The 17,702-nt window shown below is 67.9% G+C and carries 17 protein-coding genes, 1 pseudogene and 1 riboswitch; of the genes and pseudogenes, 9 read left to right on the top strand and 9 right to left on the bottom strand.

Going from position 1 to position 17,702, the window contains the following annotated elements; all coding sequences use genetic code 11:
- Nucleotides 1–132: 132 nt before the first annotated feature.
- A complete protein-coding gene (locus tag A5766_RS15925) occupies nucleotides 133–1,281 on the bottom strand; it encodes an acyl-CoA dehydrogenase family protein (RefSeq protein ID WP_005206652.1) in 1,149 nt (382 codons plus the stop codon).
- A 125-nt stretch (nucleotides 1,282–1,406) separates the two neighbouring features.
- Between A5766_RS15925 and A5766_RS15920 the strand changes: the two genes are divergently transcribed.
- The gene (locus tag A5766_RS15920) at nucleotides 1,407–1,991 is read left to right on the top strand and encodes a TetR/AcrR family transcriptional regulator (RefSeq protein WP_005206653.1); all 585 of its coding nucleotides are present in this window, start codon (nucleotides 1,407–1,409) and stop codon (nucleotides 1,989–1,991) included.
- On the opposite strand, the gene A5766_RS15915 is transcribed toward A5766_RS15920, so the two are convergent.
- Together A5766_RS15915 and A5766_RS15910 are read right to left on the bottom strand one after the other, a co-directional pair.
- Nucleotides 1,988–4,804: a sacsin N-terminal ATP-binding-like domain-containing protein gene (locus A5766_RS15915; RefSeq protein WP_064905370.1), complete on the bottom strand. Its 2,817-nt coding sequence runs from the start codon at nucleotides 4,802–4,804 to the stop codon at nucleotides 1,988–1,990. The genes A5766_RS15920 and A5766_RS15915 overlap by 4 nt on opposite strands.
- A 24-nt stretch (nucleotides 4,805–4,828) precedes the next feature.
- The gene (locus A5766_RS15910) at nucleotides 4,829–5,569 is read right to left on the bottom strand and encodes a DUF3027 domain-containing protein (protein WP_064905368.1); all 741 of its coding nucleotides are present in this window, start codon (nucleotides 5,567–5,569) and stop codon (nucleotides 4,829–4,831) included.
- 119 nt (nucleotides 5,570–5,688) lie between these two features.
- Here A5766_RS15910 and A5766_RS15905 point away from each other — a divergent pair, with 119 nt between their 5' ends.
- Together A5766_RS15905 and A5766_RS15900 are read left to right on the top strand one after the other, a co-directional pair.
- Nucleotides 5,689–7,623: an MFS transporter gene (locus tag A5766_RS15905; protein ID WP_411349630.1), complete on the top strand. Its 1,935-nt coding sequence runs from the start codon at nucleotides 5,689–5,691 to the stop codon at nucleotides 7,621–7,623.
- A 3-nt stretch (nucleotides 7,624–7,626) separates the two neighbouring features.
- Nucleotides 7,627–8,229 (top strand): DUF2771 family protein, encoded by a 603-nt coding sequence (locus A5766_RS15900; protein ID WP_064861404.1) that lies wholly within the window; start codon nucleotides 7,627–7,629, stop codon nucleotides 8,227–8,229.
- 4 nt (nucleotides 8,230–8,233) lie between these two features.
- Here the strand turns inward: A5766_RS15900 and A5766_RS25330 are convergent, their stop codons facing one another.
- Complete coding sequence (locus A5766_RS25330) at nucleotides 8,234–8,653, bottom strand: cold-shock protein (RefSeq protein WP_064861405.1); 420 nt, start codon at nucleotides 8,651–8,653, stop codon at nucleotides 8,234–8,236.
- Between the two features lie 239 nt (nucleotides 8,654–8,892).
- Here A5766_RS25330 and A5766_RS15890 point away from each other — a divergent pair, with 239 nt between their 5' ends.
- The 5 genes from A5766_RS15890 to A5766_RS15870 all read left to right on the top strand — a co-directional run bounded on the left by A5766_RS15890 (nucleotide 8,893) and on the right by A5766_RS15870 (nucleotide 12,094).
- Complete coding sequence (locus tag A5766_RS15890; protein WP_064861406.1) at nucleotides 8,893–9,102, top strand: hypothetical protein; 210 nt, start codon at nucleotides 8,893–8,895, stop codon at nucleotides 9,100–9,102.
- Entirely contained in the window at nucleotides 9,099–9,659 is a 561-nt protein-coding gene (locus A5766_RS15885) for a flavin reductase family protein (protein WP_064861407.1), read from the top strand. Before A5766_RS15890 ends, A5766_RS15885 begins: the two co-directional genes overlap by 4 nt.
- Nucleotides 9,656–10,744: a GTP 3',8-cyclase MoaA gene (moaA, locus tag A5766_RS15880; RefSeq protein ID WP_064861408.1), complete on the top strand. Its 1,089-nt coding sequence runs from the start codon at nucleotides 9,656–9,658 to the stop codon at nucleotides 10,742–10,744. The genes A5766_RS15885 and moaA overlap by 4 nt, the downstream gene beginning before the upstream one ends.
- Nucleotides 10,745–10,752: 8 nt before the next feature.
- Entirely contained in the window at nucleotides 10,753–11,001 is a 249-nt protein-coding gene (locus tag A5766_RS15875; RefSeq protein WP_064861413.1) for a MoaD/ThiS family protein, read from the top strand.
- Nucleotides 11,002–11,260: 259 nt separating this feature from the next.
- A riboswitch (cyclic di-AMP (ydaO/yuaA leader) is annotated at nucleotides 11,261–11,439 on the top strand.
- Nucleotides 11,440–11,446: 7 nt separating this feature from the next.
- The gene (locus tag A5766_RS15870; protein WP_064861409.1) at nucleotides 11,447–12,094 is read left to right on the top strand and encodes a transglycosylase family protein; all 648 of its coding nucleotides are present in this window, start codon (nucleotides 11,447–11,449) and stop codon (nucleotides 12,092–12,094) included.
- A gap of 119 nt (nucleotides 12,095–12,213) precedes the next feature.
- Here A5766_RS15870 and A5766_RS15865 read toward each other — a convergent pair whose 3' ends face one another.
- From A5766_RS15865 to A5766_RS15850, 4 genes are read right to left on the bottom strand one after another with little or no spacing between them, the layout of a single operon-like run.
- Nucleotides 12,214–12,657, bottom strand: coding sequence for a molybdenum cofactor biosynthesis protein MoaE (locus tag A5766_RS15865; protein WP_064905366.1), 444 nt, complete (start codon nucleotides 12,655–12,657; stop codon nucleotides 12,214–12,216).
- A complete protein-coding gene (locus A5766_RS15860) occupies nucleotides 12,654–13,166 on the bottom strand; it encodes a MogA/MoaB family molybdenum cofactor biosynthesis protein (RefSeq protein WP_197501489.1) in 513 nt (170 codons plus the stop codon). Before A5766_RS15860 ends, A5766_RS15865 begins: the two co-directional genes overlap by 4 nt.
- Nucleotides 13,159–13,677: a cyclic pyranopterin monophosphate synthase MoaC gene (moaC, locus tag A5766_RS15855; RefSeq protein WP_064863185.1), complete on the bottom strand. Its 519-nt coding sequence runs from the start codon at nucleotides 13,675–13,677 to the stop codon at nucleotides 13,159–13,161. The genes A5766_RS15860 and moaC overlap by 8 nt, the downstream gene beginning before the upstream one ends.
- Before the next feature lie 18 nt (nucleotides 13,678–13,695).
- Nucleotides 13,696–13,899: a hypothetical protein gene (locus tag A5766_RS15850; RefSeq protein ID WP_064905364.1), complete on the bottom strand. Its 204-nt coding sequence runs from the start codon at nucleotides 13,897–13,899 to the stop codon at nucleotides 13,696–13,698.
- A gap of 68 nt (nucleotides 13,900–13,967) precedes the next feature.
- Between A5766_RS15850 and A5766_RS15845 the strand changes: the two genes are divergently transcribed.
- Nucleotides 13,968–16,313: a helicase-associated domain-containing protein gene (locus tag A5766_RS15845; protein WP_064905362.1), complete on the top strand. Its 2,346-nt coding sequence runs from the start codon at nucleotides 13,968–13,970 to the stop codon at nucleotides 16,311–16,313.
- On the opposite strand, the pseudogene A5766_RS15840 reads toward A5766_RS15845, so the two are convergent.
- Nucleotides 16,310–17,629 (bottom strand): annotated as a pseudogene (locus tag A5766_RS15840) (MFS transporter); the annotation flags it as partial. The gene A5766_RS15845 and the pseudogene A5766_RS15840 overlap by 4 nt on opposite strands.
- Between the last annotated feature and the right edge of the window lie 73 nt (nucleotides 17,630–17,702).

The following is a 17,702-nucleotide window of genomic DNA, read 5'->3' as shown; positions in this document are numbered from 1 at the left end:
ACCAACCCCCCCCCCCCCCCCCGCCCCCCCGCACCCGCCGCCGTCCGGGTGCCGGGTGCCTGCCGCCCCCACCCCCCCCCCCCCCCCCCCCCCCCCCCCCCCCACGACACACATTTAGAAGCGGGCCGGAGCTCAACCAGCGCTGGTGGCGAGGGCGCGGCTGATGACGAGGCGCTGGATCTGGTTGGTGCCCTCGAAGATCTGGGTGATCTTGGCTTCGCGCATGAACCGCTCGACGCGGAAGTCGCGGGTGTAGCCGTAGCCGCCGAGCACCTGGACGGCGTCGGTGGTGACCTTCATCGCGGCGTCGGTGGCGATCAGCTTGGCGGTGGCAGCGGCGCGCGAATATTGTTGTCCCGCATCGCGACGTCGTGCGGCGTCGAGGTAGGTTGCCCGGGCGGAGTCGACGGCGGCGGCCATGTCGGCGAGCAGGAAGCCGAGGCCTTGGTGGTCGATGATCTTGCGGCCGAACGTGGTTCGTTCGTGTGCGTAGTCGACGGCGGCGTCGAGCGCGGCCTGTGCGAGGCCGGTGGCGACGGCCGCGATGCCGAGTCGGCCGGAATCCAGTGCGGAGAAAGCGATCTGGAGTCCCTGGCCCTCGGCGCCGAGTCGACGTCCCTCCTCGATGAAGGCGTCGTCATAGTGTGCCGAGGTGGTGGGGACCGCCGCAAGGCCCATCTTCTCTTCGGGTTTGCCGAACGAGAGGCCTGCGGTGTCGCGGGGAACGAGGAAGCACGAGATGCCCTTGGAGCCTTCGCCTGTCCGCGCGAACAGGTTGTAGACATCGGCGATGCCGCCGTGGGTGATCCACGCCTTGGCGCCGGTGACGGAGTATCCGCCCTCGGCGGGCGCGGCTTTGCAGTTGAGTGCAGCGGCGTCGGATCCCGCTTGCGGCTCGGACAGGCTGTACGCGCCGATCAGCTTGCCCTCCAACAGATCCGGGAGCCACTGCTGCTTCTGCTCGTCGGTGCCGAAGGTGAACAGGGGATGGCAGGCGAGGCCGTGCACGCTGGTCGCGACGGCAACCGATGCCCAGCGCGTGCCGAGTTCTTCGAGCACCTGCAGGTACACCTCGTAGGGCTGGCCGCCGCCTCCCCACTCCTCCGGGTAGGGCAGCCCGAGCAGTCCTGCCTCGCCCATCTCGGCGAAGAGGCCGTCGGGATACCGCTCGGCCTTTTCATACTCGTCGACGATGGGGAGGAACTTCTTGTCGGCGAAGTCCCTGGTCAGCGCGATCAGATCACGAGCCTCGTCGGTGGGCAGGAGACGGTCGACGGGCATGAATCCTCCGATGGTGCGTGATCTGAACAGCTACTAATGCTCGACTCAATACAGTACTCAGGTACTCTTCCTAGTACTATCCGAGCGAGAATGCAATGCCCCCACCACCGCCCAGGAGATGACCGATGACCCGAGCCGAGCTCGCGACGCGGCGTCGAACTGAGTTGTTCGATGGCCTCCTCGCGCTGATGCTCGACGACGGCTTTGCGCACCTCCAGATCGCCGACCTCGCTGCGCGCCTGCACTGTTCACGCTCGACGCTCTACACACTGGCAGGCAGCAAGGAGCAGCTCGTGACCAAGACGGTCACCCACTTCTTCCGCACGGCGACCGACCAGGTCGAGTCGCGAGTAGCCGACGCCGCGACGTCGCGCGACGCCGTCGTCGAGTACCTGATCGCGGTGGGCGATGCTCTCTCGCCCGCATCCGCGCAGTTCATGGCCGACCTGCACGCCTTCGCGCCGACGCGCGAACTCTACGAACAGAACACCGCCGCTGCCGCCGCCCGCGTGCGCGGACTCATCGCTGCTGGGGTCGCCGCGGGCGAATTCCGTGACGTGGACGCCGCTTTCGCGGGCGACCTCGCCGCGACGATGATGAGTCGCATCCAACGGCGCGACGTCGAAGCACACACCGGCCTCGACGACGCGCAGGCCTATCGGCAGCTCGCGTCGATCCTCACGCGCGGGATCGACGTCGACCGAGGTTAGCGCCGCGCGCGGCGTCGAAGATGCGTGATGCCCCGGTCGTCGATCCACCAGTCGACGGACATGTCGACGCTCTCGCCGTCGCGGGCCACGGTGACGACCAGGTCGTCGTGGACTCTGACTTCGCCGTCCACTGCGCGCCCGGTGAGCGCGGTGAAGAGCACTGCGTCGGTGCCCGCAGCGGTCGACGGCTCGCCCTGCGACGCGACGACGGCGTTGAACGCCTCCGACGAGGTCGGAACGTCGAGAATGTCAGCCAACAGAGCGGCGTCATCTGACGGGCTGGCGGCGTCGGCCGCGAACACGACCATTGCGTCGGCGTCGACGACCTGCAGGTACCACGGACGATCGATCACCACCGCGTCGGTTACTGCGCTGCCTGACACCGCTCGAACACGTTCCGGCACAGCGAGATCCATCGGTTCGACGGTTCCGCGTCGGCATGCACGCACCATCGCGGCGTACGTCGTCGACGCCGCGCCGGCCGACACGTCGCGCGCAGGATCGGCGAGGTTGTGCAGCAGAGTGTCGGCGTCGGCGACCGATTCGACGTCGCTGCCGCCGAGCGCCGCGGCAAGCGAGTCGGCGTACGGATGGTCGAGGACGTCGCGGACTCCGGCCAGCGCCGACTCCGACGGTGCGCGGTACCAGCCGAGCGGATGCCCGTCGATGTAGGCGTGATGACGCAACCACCACGCCGTGTACCCGTGACGGTCGGCGAGCACCGACTCGAGCGACTCGTCACGCGCGAGCAAGGTCAGCGCCTCGGGCCAGCGGTCATCGTCGACGAGGTCGAGATCGCGCATCGCGGTAAGGGTTTCGGGAAGATCGGCGAGACCGTCCCACCAGAGTTCCTCATCGGGCAGGTCGTGATCCGGCGCGGTCGGGAACTCGTCGGAGACGGTCGTGAAACCCCACCCGACGCCGATTCTGCGCAGCACGTCGGCTCCGACACGCGCCACCAGCTCGTCGTCGACGATGCCGAACGGATGATCGTCGACGAGCACGGAGAGCAGCGGAGCGTCCGGCAGTAGTAGTTCGTCGGCGTTGCGCCACTCGCCGTCGGCGGGTAACGCCATGCGCGACAACCACTCCGGTGCGTCCGCACCGGGATCCGCGACGAGCAGTTCGACGACCTCGTCCAGAAGTGTCGAGTCCTCGTCGTCGACCGCATCCTCATCCTCGACGAGTGCGCGCAGTGAATCGTCGGCGAGCGCCTCCGAAACCGAGAGACGTTGCACGCCAAGTCGTTCGAGGAGCGGATGGTCGGCGTCGGGATCGACGGTGCGAATCCATCGCAGTGGACGCGACGTTGCGACGACGAAAAGCCCACGCGCGCCGATGTTCATGCGACCGTCCGCGCGCGGGACCGGCAGCGCGGACAGCTCCTCGACCTCCCGCGACGTCGGCACGAGTGGCGCGAGTGCGGCGTAGAGCCGCTGCCACCAGGCCGCTGGACGGTCGACACCGACGAGCCGATCAGCAAGGGTCGCAAGCCCTATCGGTGTGACCCCTAGACGTTCGAGCACGACAAGCGAGCTGGACGTCGAGAGGTCGGGGTGCACGAGGTCGGCGAAGAGATCGCCGAGTACGTCGGCCAATTCGTCGGTGAGTCCGAGCAGCATCACCGCACGCGATGGCACCAGGTCGGGGCCGTCGGCCGCGGGCAGCCATGACGCATCGCGCACCTCGTCGACGACGGCCTCGGTGAGCCGCGCGTCGTCGAGTCCTGCGATCCGATGCGACGCCGGTAGCAGAGCGAGCCGATCGGATGGTTCGGCAACGCGGAGCAGATCCGCGTAACCGGCTGCGGCAGAAGCTATGTCGACGCCGGGAAGCAGTCGACGTCGATCCGGCGTCGGCGGCAGCGATGTGATGATCCTGGCGGGTAGTCCTAGCTCGATGTCGGTGGCCGTCGGCGCGTACAGCACTTCTCGCACCGGACGAGCAGCCACGGCACCGTCGGACTGCGGTGCGAGCCAACGGTTGACAACGCCGTCGCGCGTGTGCGTCACCTCCAGCCACGAGGCGTACACCCGCTCGGCACCTTCGACGTCGACGAACACGCGCAACCGCCGGGCACTACTGCCAGGACCGAGCTGCGCAGCGTCGGACTCGGCAGCGTCGAACTCGGTCCGTTCGATCCGAAAGCTTCTGTCCGGCAGCGTGATCGACTCGACGGCTTCGAGGGAGAGCAGCAGATCGGGGGCCTGCGCCGCGATGTCGGCAAGGAGCACTTGGGCGTCGACGTCCGCCGTCAACCCCAGCACGACGTCGGTGTCGAAGTCGGCAGCGGGAGCAGTGCTGACGGGCCACGCCAGGCGCAGCAACGGAACCGACGCGCCGTCTCGCAGCGAGATACCCGAATCCCGCACCGCGGCAACGGTATCGGCGCGATCGAAGCGGACGGAGCCCGTCGTCGAGCGGATCTCGACATGGTTGGCGATGGTGGCGGTCGCCGTGAATCCGACGCCGTAGCGGCCGATGACTCCTGCGGCGGTGTCGTCGGATTTCGCCGACGCCCGCAGCGCCACAAGCGAACGCACGCCGTCGGCACTCAGCGGAGCACCCGTGTTGGCGACGTGCAGTTCGCGGCCGTCGAGCCAGACGGCAATGCGTGCAGCAGAATTCGAAACGGCTGCAGCATCCGCAGCGTTGACCGAGAGCTCTGTGAACAGTCGGTCGCGGTAGCCGACCGTGACCAGATCGTCCTCGGCGTTACTGTCCTCGATCAGCCGGGTCGGAGACGAGCGCCAGGCGTCGAGTGTCGCTGCGCGCAGGCGGTCCGTCCCGAACGGGTCGTCGGTGTCTCGCAGGTCGGTCGTCAGGGTCGGCCGTTCTCAGACGATCTCGAGCACGCCGTCGTCGAATGCCTCGTACGCGGGCGATCCCTCGCCCCGATGCGGCTCGACGTCGGAGTGCGCCCCGCAGCCGTACTCGGCCGACACCACGCGGCCGTCTGCGGCGAGTTCGTTGGCGCACGCGCCGAACGCGGCCCGTAGCGCGCCGGAGAGGGGGATGTAGAAGCCGCAGGTCCCGCACGAGAACGGTGCGGCCTGAGCCATTTCCGAACCGGGACCGAAGTCGCCGTCGTACCAACGTTGCGCGGCATCGTCACGTCCCTCGCGGCTGAGCACGCGGCGTCGGCCGAGTCCGAGTTCGCCTGCCACCTGCGCGACGTCGTCGTCATCCGCGACGAACTCGTCGGCGGTGTCGATCTGGTTGGGCACCAGCCGCGGATCGTCGTCTTCGGCGGCGAGCACATCGCCGGGATGCAGATCGCCCGACTCGACGCGCTGCGACCACGGCAGCCAGTCCGGCGCGAGCAGCGCGCCGTCGGCGGGTAGGAGCGCGGTCTCGCTGATCGTCACCTCGTCGCTGTTCGGCGAGCCTGCGACCACGACACACCACTGCCACCCCTGGTAGCCGGGAATGTCGGAGTCGAAGTAGTGGGCGACGGCCCACTCCCCCTCCGCAATGGCGGCGCGGTGGTCGCCCGGATGCTCCCCGTCGGCTTCGAGCGCTGAGCGAGCCGAGTCGACGGCGTCGAGCAGGAGCTGGTTTCCGGTCACTGCGATCACTGTTCCAGTGTGCAATATCGACGCCGCGGCAGGCCACCCGCCCACCTCCGGACGTTGTGGCGCCCCACACGACCGACGCTTGCGCCACACAGTCACACCGATGAGGAACAATTGATCAGGTGATCCGATGGAGGCGGGACGACGGGGGCCGATCGAACGACGACCCCCCGACGACGCCAGTACCCGAGAGCGAGACCTCGCGCATCGACGAGTACAGCCGACGACGCCCAGCTGCCCACCCGGGCAGCGCGAACTATCCCGCGGGCGACGGCCGGCAACGCGGTCGTGCCCACGCATCCGTCGGCGACGCCTACCTGCCGCCACGTACGCACAATCCGCACCTGCCTCCTCTCGACGAATCGCCGACCGTCGGCGCCACGCGTGCGATGCCCGACGACGCCGGGAAGGCGTCGGCGAAGGGCCCCAAAAAGATCACGGTCATGCGCGTGGCCGCGATGCGCGGACGCGAACTGACCGGGCGCGGCGTCGACAAGATCTATCAGGCCGCGACGGCCGACGGCGCCGACAAGTCGGGGCTGACGGCGCTGACCCTGCCGGTCATCGCGAACTTCGCGGTCGACGCCGCGATGGCCGTCGCACTGGCCAACACGCTGTTCTTCGCGGCCGCGACCGGCGAATCGAAGACGAACGTCGCGCTGTATCTGGCACTGACGATCGCCCCCTTCGCACTGATCGCCCCGGTGATCGGCCCCATGCTCGACCGTCTCCAACACGGTCGACGCATCGCGATGGCCACGACGTTCGGCCTGCGTACCGTGCTCGCGCTGCTCATCATCAGCAACGTCGCCTGGAACCCCGCGACGCAGCAACTGCAGTACGACCCGTGGGTGCTCTACCCGTGCGCGCTGGGTCTGCTGGTGCTCTCCAAATCGTTCGGGGTGCTGAAGTCGGCGGTGACACCGCGTGTCGTGCCCCCGAGCATCGACCTTCCGCGCGTCAACTCCCGGCTCACGACGTTCGGGCTGATCGGCGGGACGATCATCGGCGGCGCGGTGGCCGCGCTGTTCGAGGTGGTGTTGGCCAAGGCGCTTCCCATCCACATCCCCGGCGCGATGGTGTGGCTGGCGATCATCTCGGCGGTCGGCGCCTACCTGTGCCTGCGCATTCCGTCGTGGGTCGAGGTCACCGAGGGTGAGGTGCCCACCACCCTCACCTACCACGAGCCGCATCAGCCGGAGTCCGGGTCGGGTTCGGGACGCACTTCCCGTGCCAGGCGCGGAGCGCGCGAGATCGCCAAGACCATGCGCCAGCCGCTGGGCCGGACCGTCGTCGCGGGGCTGTGGGGTAACGGAACGATCCGCATCCTCACCGGCTTCATGACGCTCTACATCGCGTTCTACGCCAAAGCGCAGGGGTCGCACAGCGGGTGGATGCAACTCGCGCTGCTCGGCGCGGTCGGCGCGGCTGCCGGAGTCGGCAACGCGATCGGTAACGGCGTCGGGACGCGGCTGGAACTGAAGAATCCACCGAAGGTGATCGTGTGGGCGACCGCCGCCTGCTTCATCGTCGCAGTGCTCGCCGCGATCTTCGGCAACGTATTGCTCGCGGTGGTCGCGGGCTTCGTCGCATCCGGGACCAGCGCGATCGGCAAGGTGTGCCTCGATTCGTCGATCCAGGACGACCTTCCCGAACGTTCGCGGGCATCCGCCTTCGGCCGTTCGGAGACGGTCCTACAACTGTGCTGGGTGCTCGGGGCCGCGCTGGGCGTACTGCTTCCGCCGAAGCTGTGGATCGGGTTCACCGTCGTCGCCGTGCTCCTCGGCCTCGGCCTGGCGCAGACCGTGATGACCACCCGCGGGTCGACGCTGGTTCCCGGGTTCGGAGGCCACCGGCCAGACCAGGCGGCACCGACCGTCTCGTTCGCAGCTGCCGACACCACACGGTTCACCCACCCGACCGAGCGGGCCTTCCGCGCAGGTGAGAGGCCCGAAAACGGCCACCAGAGCCCGTCCGAGGCGCCCACCCGACCACAGCCGAGCAGACCGCCACACGGACCTGTCCACCCGAGCGGTCATCACACAGGCCATCATTGAACCGTGCAATTCAACAGCGGTGAGAAGAAGGCGGTCGCGATCATCGCGATCGTGGCGGTCGTGTTCACAGGTGTGGTCGGCGGCATCGTGAGCGCTCTGGTCATCAGCAATCACCACGATGACCGCGGCTATCTGCACGTCGCGATCGACGACGAGCTGGTCACCGTGCGGCCGACGGAGTGGTGCGACGTACTGATGCAGAACTGCACCGCCGACCAGAACCAGGCGCTGCGCGGTCAGCGCGCGCCGCTGCCGATCGGTCAGAGCGCGACCCTGTCGGTGTCGGAGGACATCTCCGACCACCCGTGGCTGCTCTACCTGCTCTACGCCGACCGCAACGGAGTGATCATCAACCCCGACCCGACGCCCGAGTACAAGTCGAGCGGGTCGACCTTCACCGTCGAACTGCCGTCACGACCCGACCGGGTGCTGGTCAACATCGAGGTGCAGCCGCTGTCGGCGGTCGTCGTCGACGGCCAGTACCAGGTTGCGCGCGGCGTGCTCGCACTGAACACCACACCGAACGGATTCCGGGTCAAGCAACCCTCGCCGCAGAACCCGACCCCGCCAAGCGAGCGGGACCAGGAACCATCGGCAACGGGATAGCGAGTCAGGCGTCGAGCTCGCGGGCTACGGCGCGCACGACCTCGGAAATGCGTTGCGCCGTCTTACGATCCGGGTAACGACCCTTGCGCAGATCGGGCTGCACCTTGCCCTCCAGCAACGTGATGAGATCGGCGACCATGCCGTGCAACTCGTCGGGGCTGTGCCGCTTGGCCTGCTGCTCCTTGCGCGCGGCCTCACGGGTGTTCTTCGTGACGCTCGGGGCGGGCTCGAGCACGGTCACGGTCAGCGCCTGCGGTCCGCGACGACCAGCAGCCATGCCGAATTCGACGCGCTGGCCCGGCTTGAGAGCCTCGACGCCTTCGGGCAGCGCGGACGAGCGGACGTAGACGTCCTCCCCGCTCTCCTGAGCAAGAAAGCCGAAGCCCTTCTCCGCGTCGTACCACTTCACCTTGCCGGTCGGCACTGTGCTCACCCTCATCTTCGCTCGGTCTCACCACCGCGGTCATCTACCGCGGCGAGTCTTGTCACAGCAACTGGCTTGTCGTTCACAACAGTTGCCTTCTCACAGCAAAAGACGCCCAACCCACGACAATCAAATGAGCAGGGCGCCTGGTTACCAACATTCTAGCCAATGGCCTGCTGAACAGTCACCTCACATTCGGCCCGGAGCAGCGACGCTCGAATGTGTTCTACCGTTGAGGTATGCAGAAGAAATCGTCCACGGCTCTTCTCGCCCTCGCGGGGCTCGTGTTCGGCATCGGATTGATCGCGCTGATCGCGCTGTTCGTGATGCCCGCCGTCGATGACGGCGGTACCGCTCCCACGTGGGTCTATCTGCTGGCGATGTGCACTCCGATCGGTTTCCTTCTCGGCATCGTCTACGCGCTGCGCTCCGGGCGGCGCGTGAAATGACGACTCAGGGCGACGCGAGCCGCAGCTCGTTCGGTGCGCTGTCGCCGGTGTCCGAGCCCGGTGCACTCAAACGCGCATACAGTTGCTTCCCCACCGGGGTCGTCGCGGTGTGTTGCCGCGGCACCGCCGACGCCCCGCTCGGCATGGCGGCGTCGGCGTTCACGACGGTCTCCCTCGACCCGCCGCTGGTCTCGGTCTGCGTTCAGAACACCTCGACGACGTGGCCGCGGCTGCGCGAGGCGCCTGCGCTGGGCGTGAGCGTGTTCTCGCACACGCAGTCGGCGCTGTGTCGGCAGCTGGCCGGTCCCGCCGAGCATCGATTCGACAACACCACACCTCAGGCCACCGACGACGGCGCGCTGTTTCTCCCCGACTCCGCCGCACAATTGTCCTGCCATATCCACAGTGAGGTGCCCGCTGGTGACCACACCGTCGTGTTGCTGCAGATAGACGCACTCGACTGCGACCCGGACGTCGAACCGCTCGTCTTCCACGCCAGCACGTTCCGCGCCCTCGAAGCGCGTCCGCGGTTGCACCCGACGTCAGGGCCGACATGAGCACCACCGACCTCGGACTTCCGACCGCCCCGCGCCCCAGACGAGACGTCGATGCGCCGACGTCGGGGCCGTTGATCGACACGTTCGGTCGCGTCACCACGGACCTGCGGGTGTCGGTGACCGACCGCTGCAATCTCCGGTGCACCTACTGCATGCCTGCCGAAGGTCTGGACTGGTTGCCGTCCGAGGATCTGTTGACCACCGACGAGTTCGTGCGGGTGCTCACTGTCGCCGTACGCGATCTGGGCATCCGACGCATCCGCTTCACCGGCGGCGAACCGCTGCTGCGCCGCGACCTCGAGGAGCTCATCGCGGCGGCGTCGACCCTGCCGGAAGGGCCAGAACTCGCGCTCACCACCAACGGACTCGGGCTGCGACACCGTGCGAGAGCATTGGCCGACGCGGGCCTGGACCGCATCAACGTCTCTCTCGACACCATCGACCCGGCCCGCTTCGCGCAGATCACCCGCCGCGACCGGCTCTCCGACGTGCTCGACGGACTCGCCGCCGCGCGCGACGCCGGACTCCAGCCGGTCAAGGTCAACGCCGTCGTACCCAGCCGTGACGACCTCGCGGGCCTGCCTGCGCTGTTGCGCTTCTGCCTCGACGAGGGCTACCAACTCCGCATCATCGAACAGATGCCGCTCGACGCCGATCACCGGTGGGATCGCGGCGCGATGCTCACGGCCGACGAGATCCTCGCGACGCTGCGTCGAACCTTCGATCTCGACCCCGACCCCCGCCCACGCGGCGGGGCGCCGGCGGCCACGTGGCTCGTGCGGGGGCACACCGACCCGACGGGACAGACTGCCCGCGTCGGGGTGATCGCGTCGGTGACGCGGCCGTTCTGCGGTGACTGCGACCGCACCCGACTGACCGCCGACGGCGCACTGCGCAACTGTTTGTTCGCCGACGCCGAGACGTCGTTGATGCCCGCCCTGCGCGGTGGACTCACCGCCAGCGCCCTCGACGCCGAGATCGCGCGGCGCTGGCGAGGTGACATGTGGCACAAGGCCGCGGGACATGCGGTGAATACCACGGAGTTTCGTCAACCCGACCGCCCGATGTCGGCCATCGGAGGGTGAGCGAACCGATGACGCTGACCGTTCGGTTCTTCGCGGCTGCGCGTGCCGCCGCGGGTGTCGACCTGACCGAGATCGATGTGCCTGCCGACGCCACGCTCGGCGACCTCGAACGCGCCCTGAGCGCCGGCCACCCCGCGCTCACGCCCGTGCTCGCCCGGTGCTCGTATCTGCGGGACGCGATCGCCCTGTGCGACCGCACGGCACCCCTCGGCGACTGCGCGACCATCGACGTTCTGCCCCCGTTTGCCGGCGGCTGACGCGTCCGAACCCCTGTGACCTTAGTCACATAACAGAGCGATAACGGGATGGACACGAACCGACCATCTTCGGGTTGAGCAGGGGTGACGGGGAATTTGGGCCCAAAGTCCCACTCACAGCCCAAAAAACAAGTTGCGGACGAGGGTGATTCGGCGGCGCAGACGTCGTACTGTACGAACAGTCTCCTCCGGGGAGATCACAGGACAGCCAAAAGAACACAACATTCGACCGGGCGCGCCAAGCCTCGTTCCCCCGATCGAATGACGAACAACAAACTCAGGAACGAGGACGGGGGACCCAACATCTCCGATGGAGATACGGACATCCGCACGGATGCCCTTGGGGTTAAGTCCACCGGCCGCCACGGCGACCACGGACCGAGCAACCTCTCGTTCGAACCCGACAGCTGACTTCGTAGGCGCGTGGAGAGAGGATAGACAACTCATGGCCGGACGTCATCGCAAGTCGACGACCAACACGACCACCAAGACCTTCGCGAAGGTCGCGCTCACCGGCGCAGTGCTCGGCGGCGGAGCCGCTCTGCTCGGCACCGGTTCAGCACACGCAGCCGCCGACTCCGAGTGGGACCAGGTCGCACAGTGCGAGTCCGGGGGCAACTGGGCGATCAACACCGGAAACGGCTACCAGGGCGGACTGCAGTTCAGCCCGAGCACCTGGGCTGCCAACGGTGGCACCGCGTACGCACCGAGCGCCGACCAGGCCTCCAAGGAGCAGCAGATCGCCGTTGCAGAGCGCGTGCTGGCAACGCAGGGCAAGGGTGCATGGCCGGTGTGCGGCACCGGACTGTCGGGCTCGACCCCGCGGACCGCTCCCACCGACTCGCCCAAGCCGCTGCAGGCCCCCAAGCCTGAGCTGAAGCCCGAGGCGCAGCCGCAGACCCCGCTGGAGAAGACCCCCGAGGCCAAGAGCACCGACGACGTCAAGAGTCAAGTCGACGGCGCGCTCGACGACGCCAAGGTCAGCCCCGAGGTGAAGAACCTCTGGAAGGCAGCCAAGGACAGTGGCTACCAGCTCACGCCGGATCAGCTGAAGCTCTACAACCAGAACAAGGGCCTGATTCCGCTCCCCTGAGCGATCTCGCCCGCGTCCCGGCAGTGATGACTGCCGGACCCCGAGACAAAGGGCCCCGCACGACGCCATAACGGCCGTGCGGGGTCCTTTTCCAATTCTCTGGTCGTTTAGGCCGAGTTTCAGGCCGAGCCGACCCATTCGTCTGAGCCGTCGGCGAACAACTGGTGCTTCCACACCGGCAGACGGGCCTTCACCTCGTCGACGAGCCGTGCGCACAGTTCGAATGCAGGCGCCCGATGGTCGGCGGCCACGGCGACGACGAAAGCCACGTCGCCCACGTCGAGCTCGCCCACGCGGTGCGACACCGCCACCGCGCGCACTCCCGCAACAGACGCCGACACCTCGTCGACCACCTCGGCGAGCACCGCAGGTGCGCTCGGATGCGACGAGTACCAGAGCGTGGTGACCGCAGACGCGTGATCTCCGTCGTGGTTGCGCACTGCGCCCGCGAAGCCGACGATCGCGCCGGCGGTGCCTGCAGCGGCGTCGGCGACGAGTTGTTCATGAGACGGGAGGTCGATGGGATCGGCGGCGAGATCGGCCTTGACGACACGCACGGTCATGCGTCGCTCCGCGGGTGATCGCCGCCGCGGATCTGGTCGAGCGCGTGGTCGAGGACGCCGTCGAGTACGTCGAGGCCGTCGCGGACTCCACCGGTCGATCCGGGCAGGTTGATGACGAGCGTGCGGCCCGCGACACCTGCGACGCCGCGGGAGAGGACCGCCGTCGGCACCGCCGGGAGTCCCGACGTGCGAATCGCGTCGGCGAGTCCGGGGATCTCGACGTCGAGCAGTGCTCGGGTCTCCTCCGGGGTGCGGTCGGTCGGGCTGAGGCCGGTTCCGCCCGTGGTGATCACGAGGGCGTCGGATGCGTAGATCCCGGCGCGAATCGCGTCGCCGACCGGCGCACCGTCGGCGACGACGTCGACCTCATCGACGACGAATCCGCGTGAGGTGAGCCACTGCGCGATGATCGGGCCGCTCTTGTCGAGATAGAGGCCGCGGCTCGCACGTGTCGATGCCACGACGACGCGGGCCACGGGTTTCTCGTCAGGTATCTTCTCGTCAGGCATCTTCGCGCGTCCAGGTTCCCGACCTTCCGCCCGATTTCTCGAGCAGTCGGATCTCGCCGGTGCTGGCGCGTCGATCGACGGCCTTGGTCATGTCGTGCAGGGTGAGTCCTGCGATCGCGACTGCCGTGAGCGCTTCCATCTCGACGCCGGTCTTCCCGGCGGTCTCGACGGTGGCCACGATGTCGATGTGATCGTCGGCGACGGTGAAGTCGACGTCGACCGCCGACAGCGCCAACTGATGACACAGCGGGATGAGCGCGTCGGTACGTTTGGCCGCCATGATCCCTGCGATACGAGCGGTGGCCAAGACATCGCCCTTGGGCAGCGCGGACTCGCGCAGGAGGTCGATGACCTCGGTGGTCGTGTGAAAAGTGCCCGCGGCGACAGCGCGTCGTCGCGTCGTGGTCTTGTCGCCGACGTCGACCATCCGCGCAGCACCCGTCGAGTCGAGGTGCGACAGACGAGAAGGGTTCGACGACTCGTCTGGACCGCTCGCGTGCCGGGGAGGCATCAGGTCGACGTCACGTCGTCAGCGGTTGACGACGGTCTTCGGTTGGACGTAGTTGACCTTGTCGGCAGGCAGCGGGAACTCGGCATCGCCGAACGGCGAGAGTGCTCCGGGGATCTCCGCCGCGAACTCCGAGACCGCGTGGTCGGGGATGCTGCCGTCGTCATGACGAGGCCAGCCGTTGTCGACGTAGTGATTCTTCTTTTCCTTCTCAGCCACGCGCATATTGTGCCACGCCGCCCGCTGTCCGACGACTCGCCTGCCGTTTTCGTCGGACCACTAGACTTGATCGAATGAGCACGGACGACCAGCGGATCGGCCTGGCCGACGATCTGGCCGCGCGCACAGACGACGACCTGCGCGATCTGCTGTCGCTTCGTCCCGACCTCGCCTCTCCCCCGCCGCAGGGAACCTCGGTGCTCGCCCAACGTGCGCTCGCCGCGGCGTCGATCGCGCTCGTCGGTGAGGAACTGGATCTGCTGACTATGGCGGTGATCGAGCAGTTCATCGCGCTCTCCACCGGGCCCGGCGTCGCACGCGTCCCCGCCTCCGTCGACGCCGACACGCTGGTGAAAGCGCTGTCGGATCGTGCCGAGGCGGCGCAGATCACCCGACGCATCGACGATCTACGACGCCGCGCGGTGTTCTGGGGTGACGCCGATTCACTCACCGCGGGCGCGCACCTCGCCTCAGCCCTGCCGTGGAAAGCGCTGCATCTGACCGGCCCGCTCGCGCACCTGACCACCGACGAGGTGCAGAAACTGATCGACGGCGTCGACGATCGCCAGCGCGATCTGCTGACAACCCTGTCGCGTGGTCCGGCGCTCGGACGGAGTCGGGACGCGGGCCCCGGTGCCGATCCGGACAGTCCTGTCGCGAGGCTCATCGCGCTCGGCCTCCTCGCGCGCATCGACGACCAGACCGTCGAACTACCCCCGATGGTCGCGGCGCTCATTCGTGGCGAACCCCCGCTGCGCACAGACACTCTCGCGCCCCCCGACCTCGCCGACGAGCACGCCTCACTGCGGTTCGGCGCCAAGGCCGTCGACGCCGCTGCCGGTGGCGAGGCGCTCGAGCTCATCCGCCACACCACGTCGCTGATCGACGTGCTGGGGCGTGCGCCGGCGGCGGTGCTGCGCTCGGGCGCGCTCGGTGTTCGCGAATTGCGCAGGCTCGCAAAGGTTACCGGCCTCGACCAGAAGCGCGTCTCGTTCCTCGTCGAGCTCCTGGGGCACGCATGCCTCATCGACGTCGGATTCCCCGATCCGCCACCCGCGGGAGATCGGGGTGAGCAGGCGTTCGCACCGACGTCGTCGGCCGATACCTGGCTGCACTCGGCACCCGAAAGGCAGTGGGCCACACTGCTCGACGCGTGGCTGTCGATGCCGCGACGCGCGTGGCAGGTCGGCGAACCCGACCGCGACGGCCACGCGTATCCAGCGCTCTCGTCGGAGCTCTACGACGCCACCGCTCCCGTGCAGCGTCATCTCATCCTCGACCTGCTCACCGAACTCGACGGTGCCACACCGTTTTCCGTCGACACCGTCACCGCCTCACTCGCCTGGCGACACCCGCATCGGATACGTCGACTCTCCCCGCGCGTCGTCGGCGAAACCCTCGCCGAGGCACAGACTCTCGGAGTGACGGCGCATCAGTCGCTGACGTCGGTTGGCCGAGTCGCGTTGTCGGACATCGATCCCGAGGCAGTCGACTCGCAGGTACTCGCCGCGATGCGCAAAGCGCTACCCGAACCCGTCGACCACTTCCTCACCCAGGCCGACCTCACGCTCACGGTTCCCGGCCCGATGACCCCGGAGCTGAGCGACCAGGTCGAGTTGGTCGCCGATCTCGAATCCGGCGGCGCCGCATCGGTGTATCGCGTCTCGGAGGCGAGCGTCCGACGTGCTCTCGACGCGGGTAAGACCAGCAGCGAACTACTCACGATGTTCACCGCGCATTCGTCGACGCCGGTTCCGCAGTCGCTGACCTATCTGATCGAAGACGTCGCACGCAAGCACGGGCAGCTCCGCGTCGGCATCGCGTCGTCGTTCATCAGATGCGAGGACCCGACGATGCTCGCAGCCGTATTGCGTAGCGACGCAGCCGAACACCTCGCACTGCGCGCACTGGCGCCGACGGTGGCGATCTCGCCGTCGGAGGTCCGCACGGTGATCGACCGACTCCGCGACGCGGGATTTGCTCCCGCGGGCGAGGATTCGTCCGGCTCACTCGTCGACCTGCGCGAGCGCGGCAGTCGCGTGTCGTCGGGACGAGGACGGCGTCGACCGACACCCCGCCGCTCGACGCCGACCGCCGACCAGTTGCAGTCGGTGGTCAGCCGCATGCGCTCGCACGACAGGGCCACGCGGGCCACTCCGGCGACCGCCGGCAAGTCCGACGCCGCACCGGTGCGCGCCGTCGGCGGTGGCGAATCCACCACTGCCCTCATCCAATTGGCGCTTCGCGCGAATCGACGTCTACTCGTCGGCTACGTCGACGCCCACGGCTCGGCCAGCAGGCACGTCGTGACCCCGCGGCTCCTCGGTGCTGGACAACTCGTCGGCACAGAGGAGGGCTCCGACGACGAGCAGCACTTCACCTTGCACCGCGTGACCAGCGTCGAGTTGCTGGATAACTAGGCCAGCGCAGCCTCGGCCTCGGCGCCGTGTGCCTCACCGATCGGCCGCTTGACGTCGATGAGCAGACCGGCGACCAGTGCGACGCCCACCAGGATCGCCGCCGCGACGAAGAAGCCGATGCTCTGACCGTGGACCATCGCCTCCGCCTGCAGCGATTGCGCTTCGGCGGGTCCGCGAACCGACGCCATGTGGCTGGTCACGTACGACGCCGCCGCCGTCGCGGCGATCGTGTTCAGCAGCGCGGTGCCGATGGCGCCGCCGACCTGCTGTGAGGTGTTGACCATGGCCGACGCCACGCCGGCATCCCGAGGTTCGACGCCGTAGGTGGCCAGGTTGATCGACGTCATGAACACCGTGCCCATGCCCATGCCGAGCAGGAACAGCGCCGGGAAGATCACCGTCCAGTACCGCGTCGACTCGGCCGAGATCTGCGTGAGCAGCAGCATTCCGCACGCGGCGAGCAGTGCGCCCGGCACGAGCAGGTATCTCGGCGGTACCCGAGTGATCAGTCGGGCTGCGATCTGTGTCGACCCGACCAGCATGCCGCCGACCATCGGGAGGAATGCCACGCCCGCACTCAGCGGCGAATAGTGGTGCACCACTTGCATATACAGCGTGAGGAAGAGGAACGACCCGAACATCGCGACCACCGCGAGCGCGACGCTGAGGTACGCCCCACCGCGCGCACGGTTGGCGACGACGCGCAACGGTAGCAGCGGGTGTGGGCTGCGCGCCTGCCACGCGACGAACGCCACCAGCAACGCCACCGCCGCGATCAGGCAGATGACTGTGCCGGTGTCGCCCCAGCCCTCCTCCGCGGCGCGGCTGAAGCCGTATACGACGAGCGCGAGTCCGCTGCCGCCGAGAATCACGCCGAGGATGTCGAGACCCGGAGTGTGGTCGGTAGCGCGCGGCGGCTCCTTGATTTCAACGATCGCCCCGAACAGCGCGATCGCCGCGAACACCACGTTGATGTACATGGTCCAGCGCCAGTCGAGGACCTGGGTCAAGAGGCCACCGAGGAGTAGTCCGACGGCAGCTCCACCGCCGGCGATCGCACCGAAGATGCCGAACGCCTTTGCCCGCTCTTTGGGCGCTGTGAACATCACGGTCAGCAGCGACAGTGCCGCGGGCGCGAGGAGCGCACCGAATGCACCCTGTAGCGCGCGGGCCCCGAAGAGCATGCCCTGGTTCAGTGCCGCTCCGCCGAGCGCGGAGGCGAGTGCGAAGCCGACCAACCCGACCATCAATGCTCGACGACGCCCCCACAGGTCGGCGATGCGGCCGCCGAAGAGCAGCAGTCCGCCGAATGCTAGTGTCTCGTTTCGTTAATACGTTTTGGGTTGAGCTTTCTTCAGGATTTCGTCTGCGGTTTTTGTCCATACGAAG

The sequence above is a fragment of the Gordonia sp. 852002-51296_SCH5728562-b genome (genome assembly GCF_001665475.1).
Lineage (GTDB): Bacteria > Actinomycetota > Actinomycetes > Mycobacteriales > Mycobacteriaceae > Gordonia > Gordonia sputi.
The sequence above is the reverse complement of the archived record's forward strand: the minus strand, read 5'-3'. Positions and strand labels throughout refer to the sequence as shown.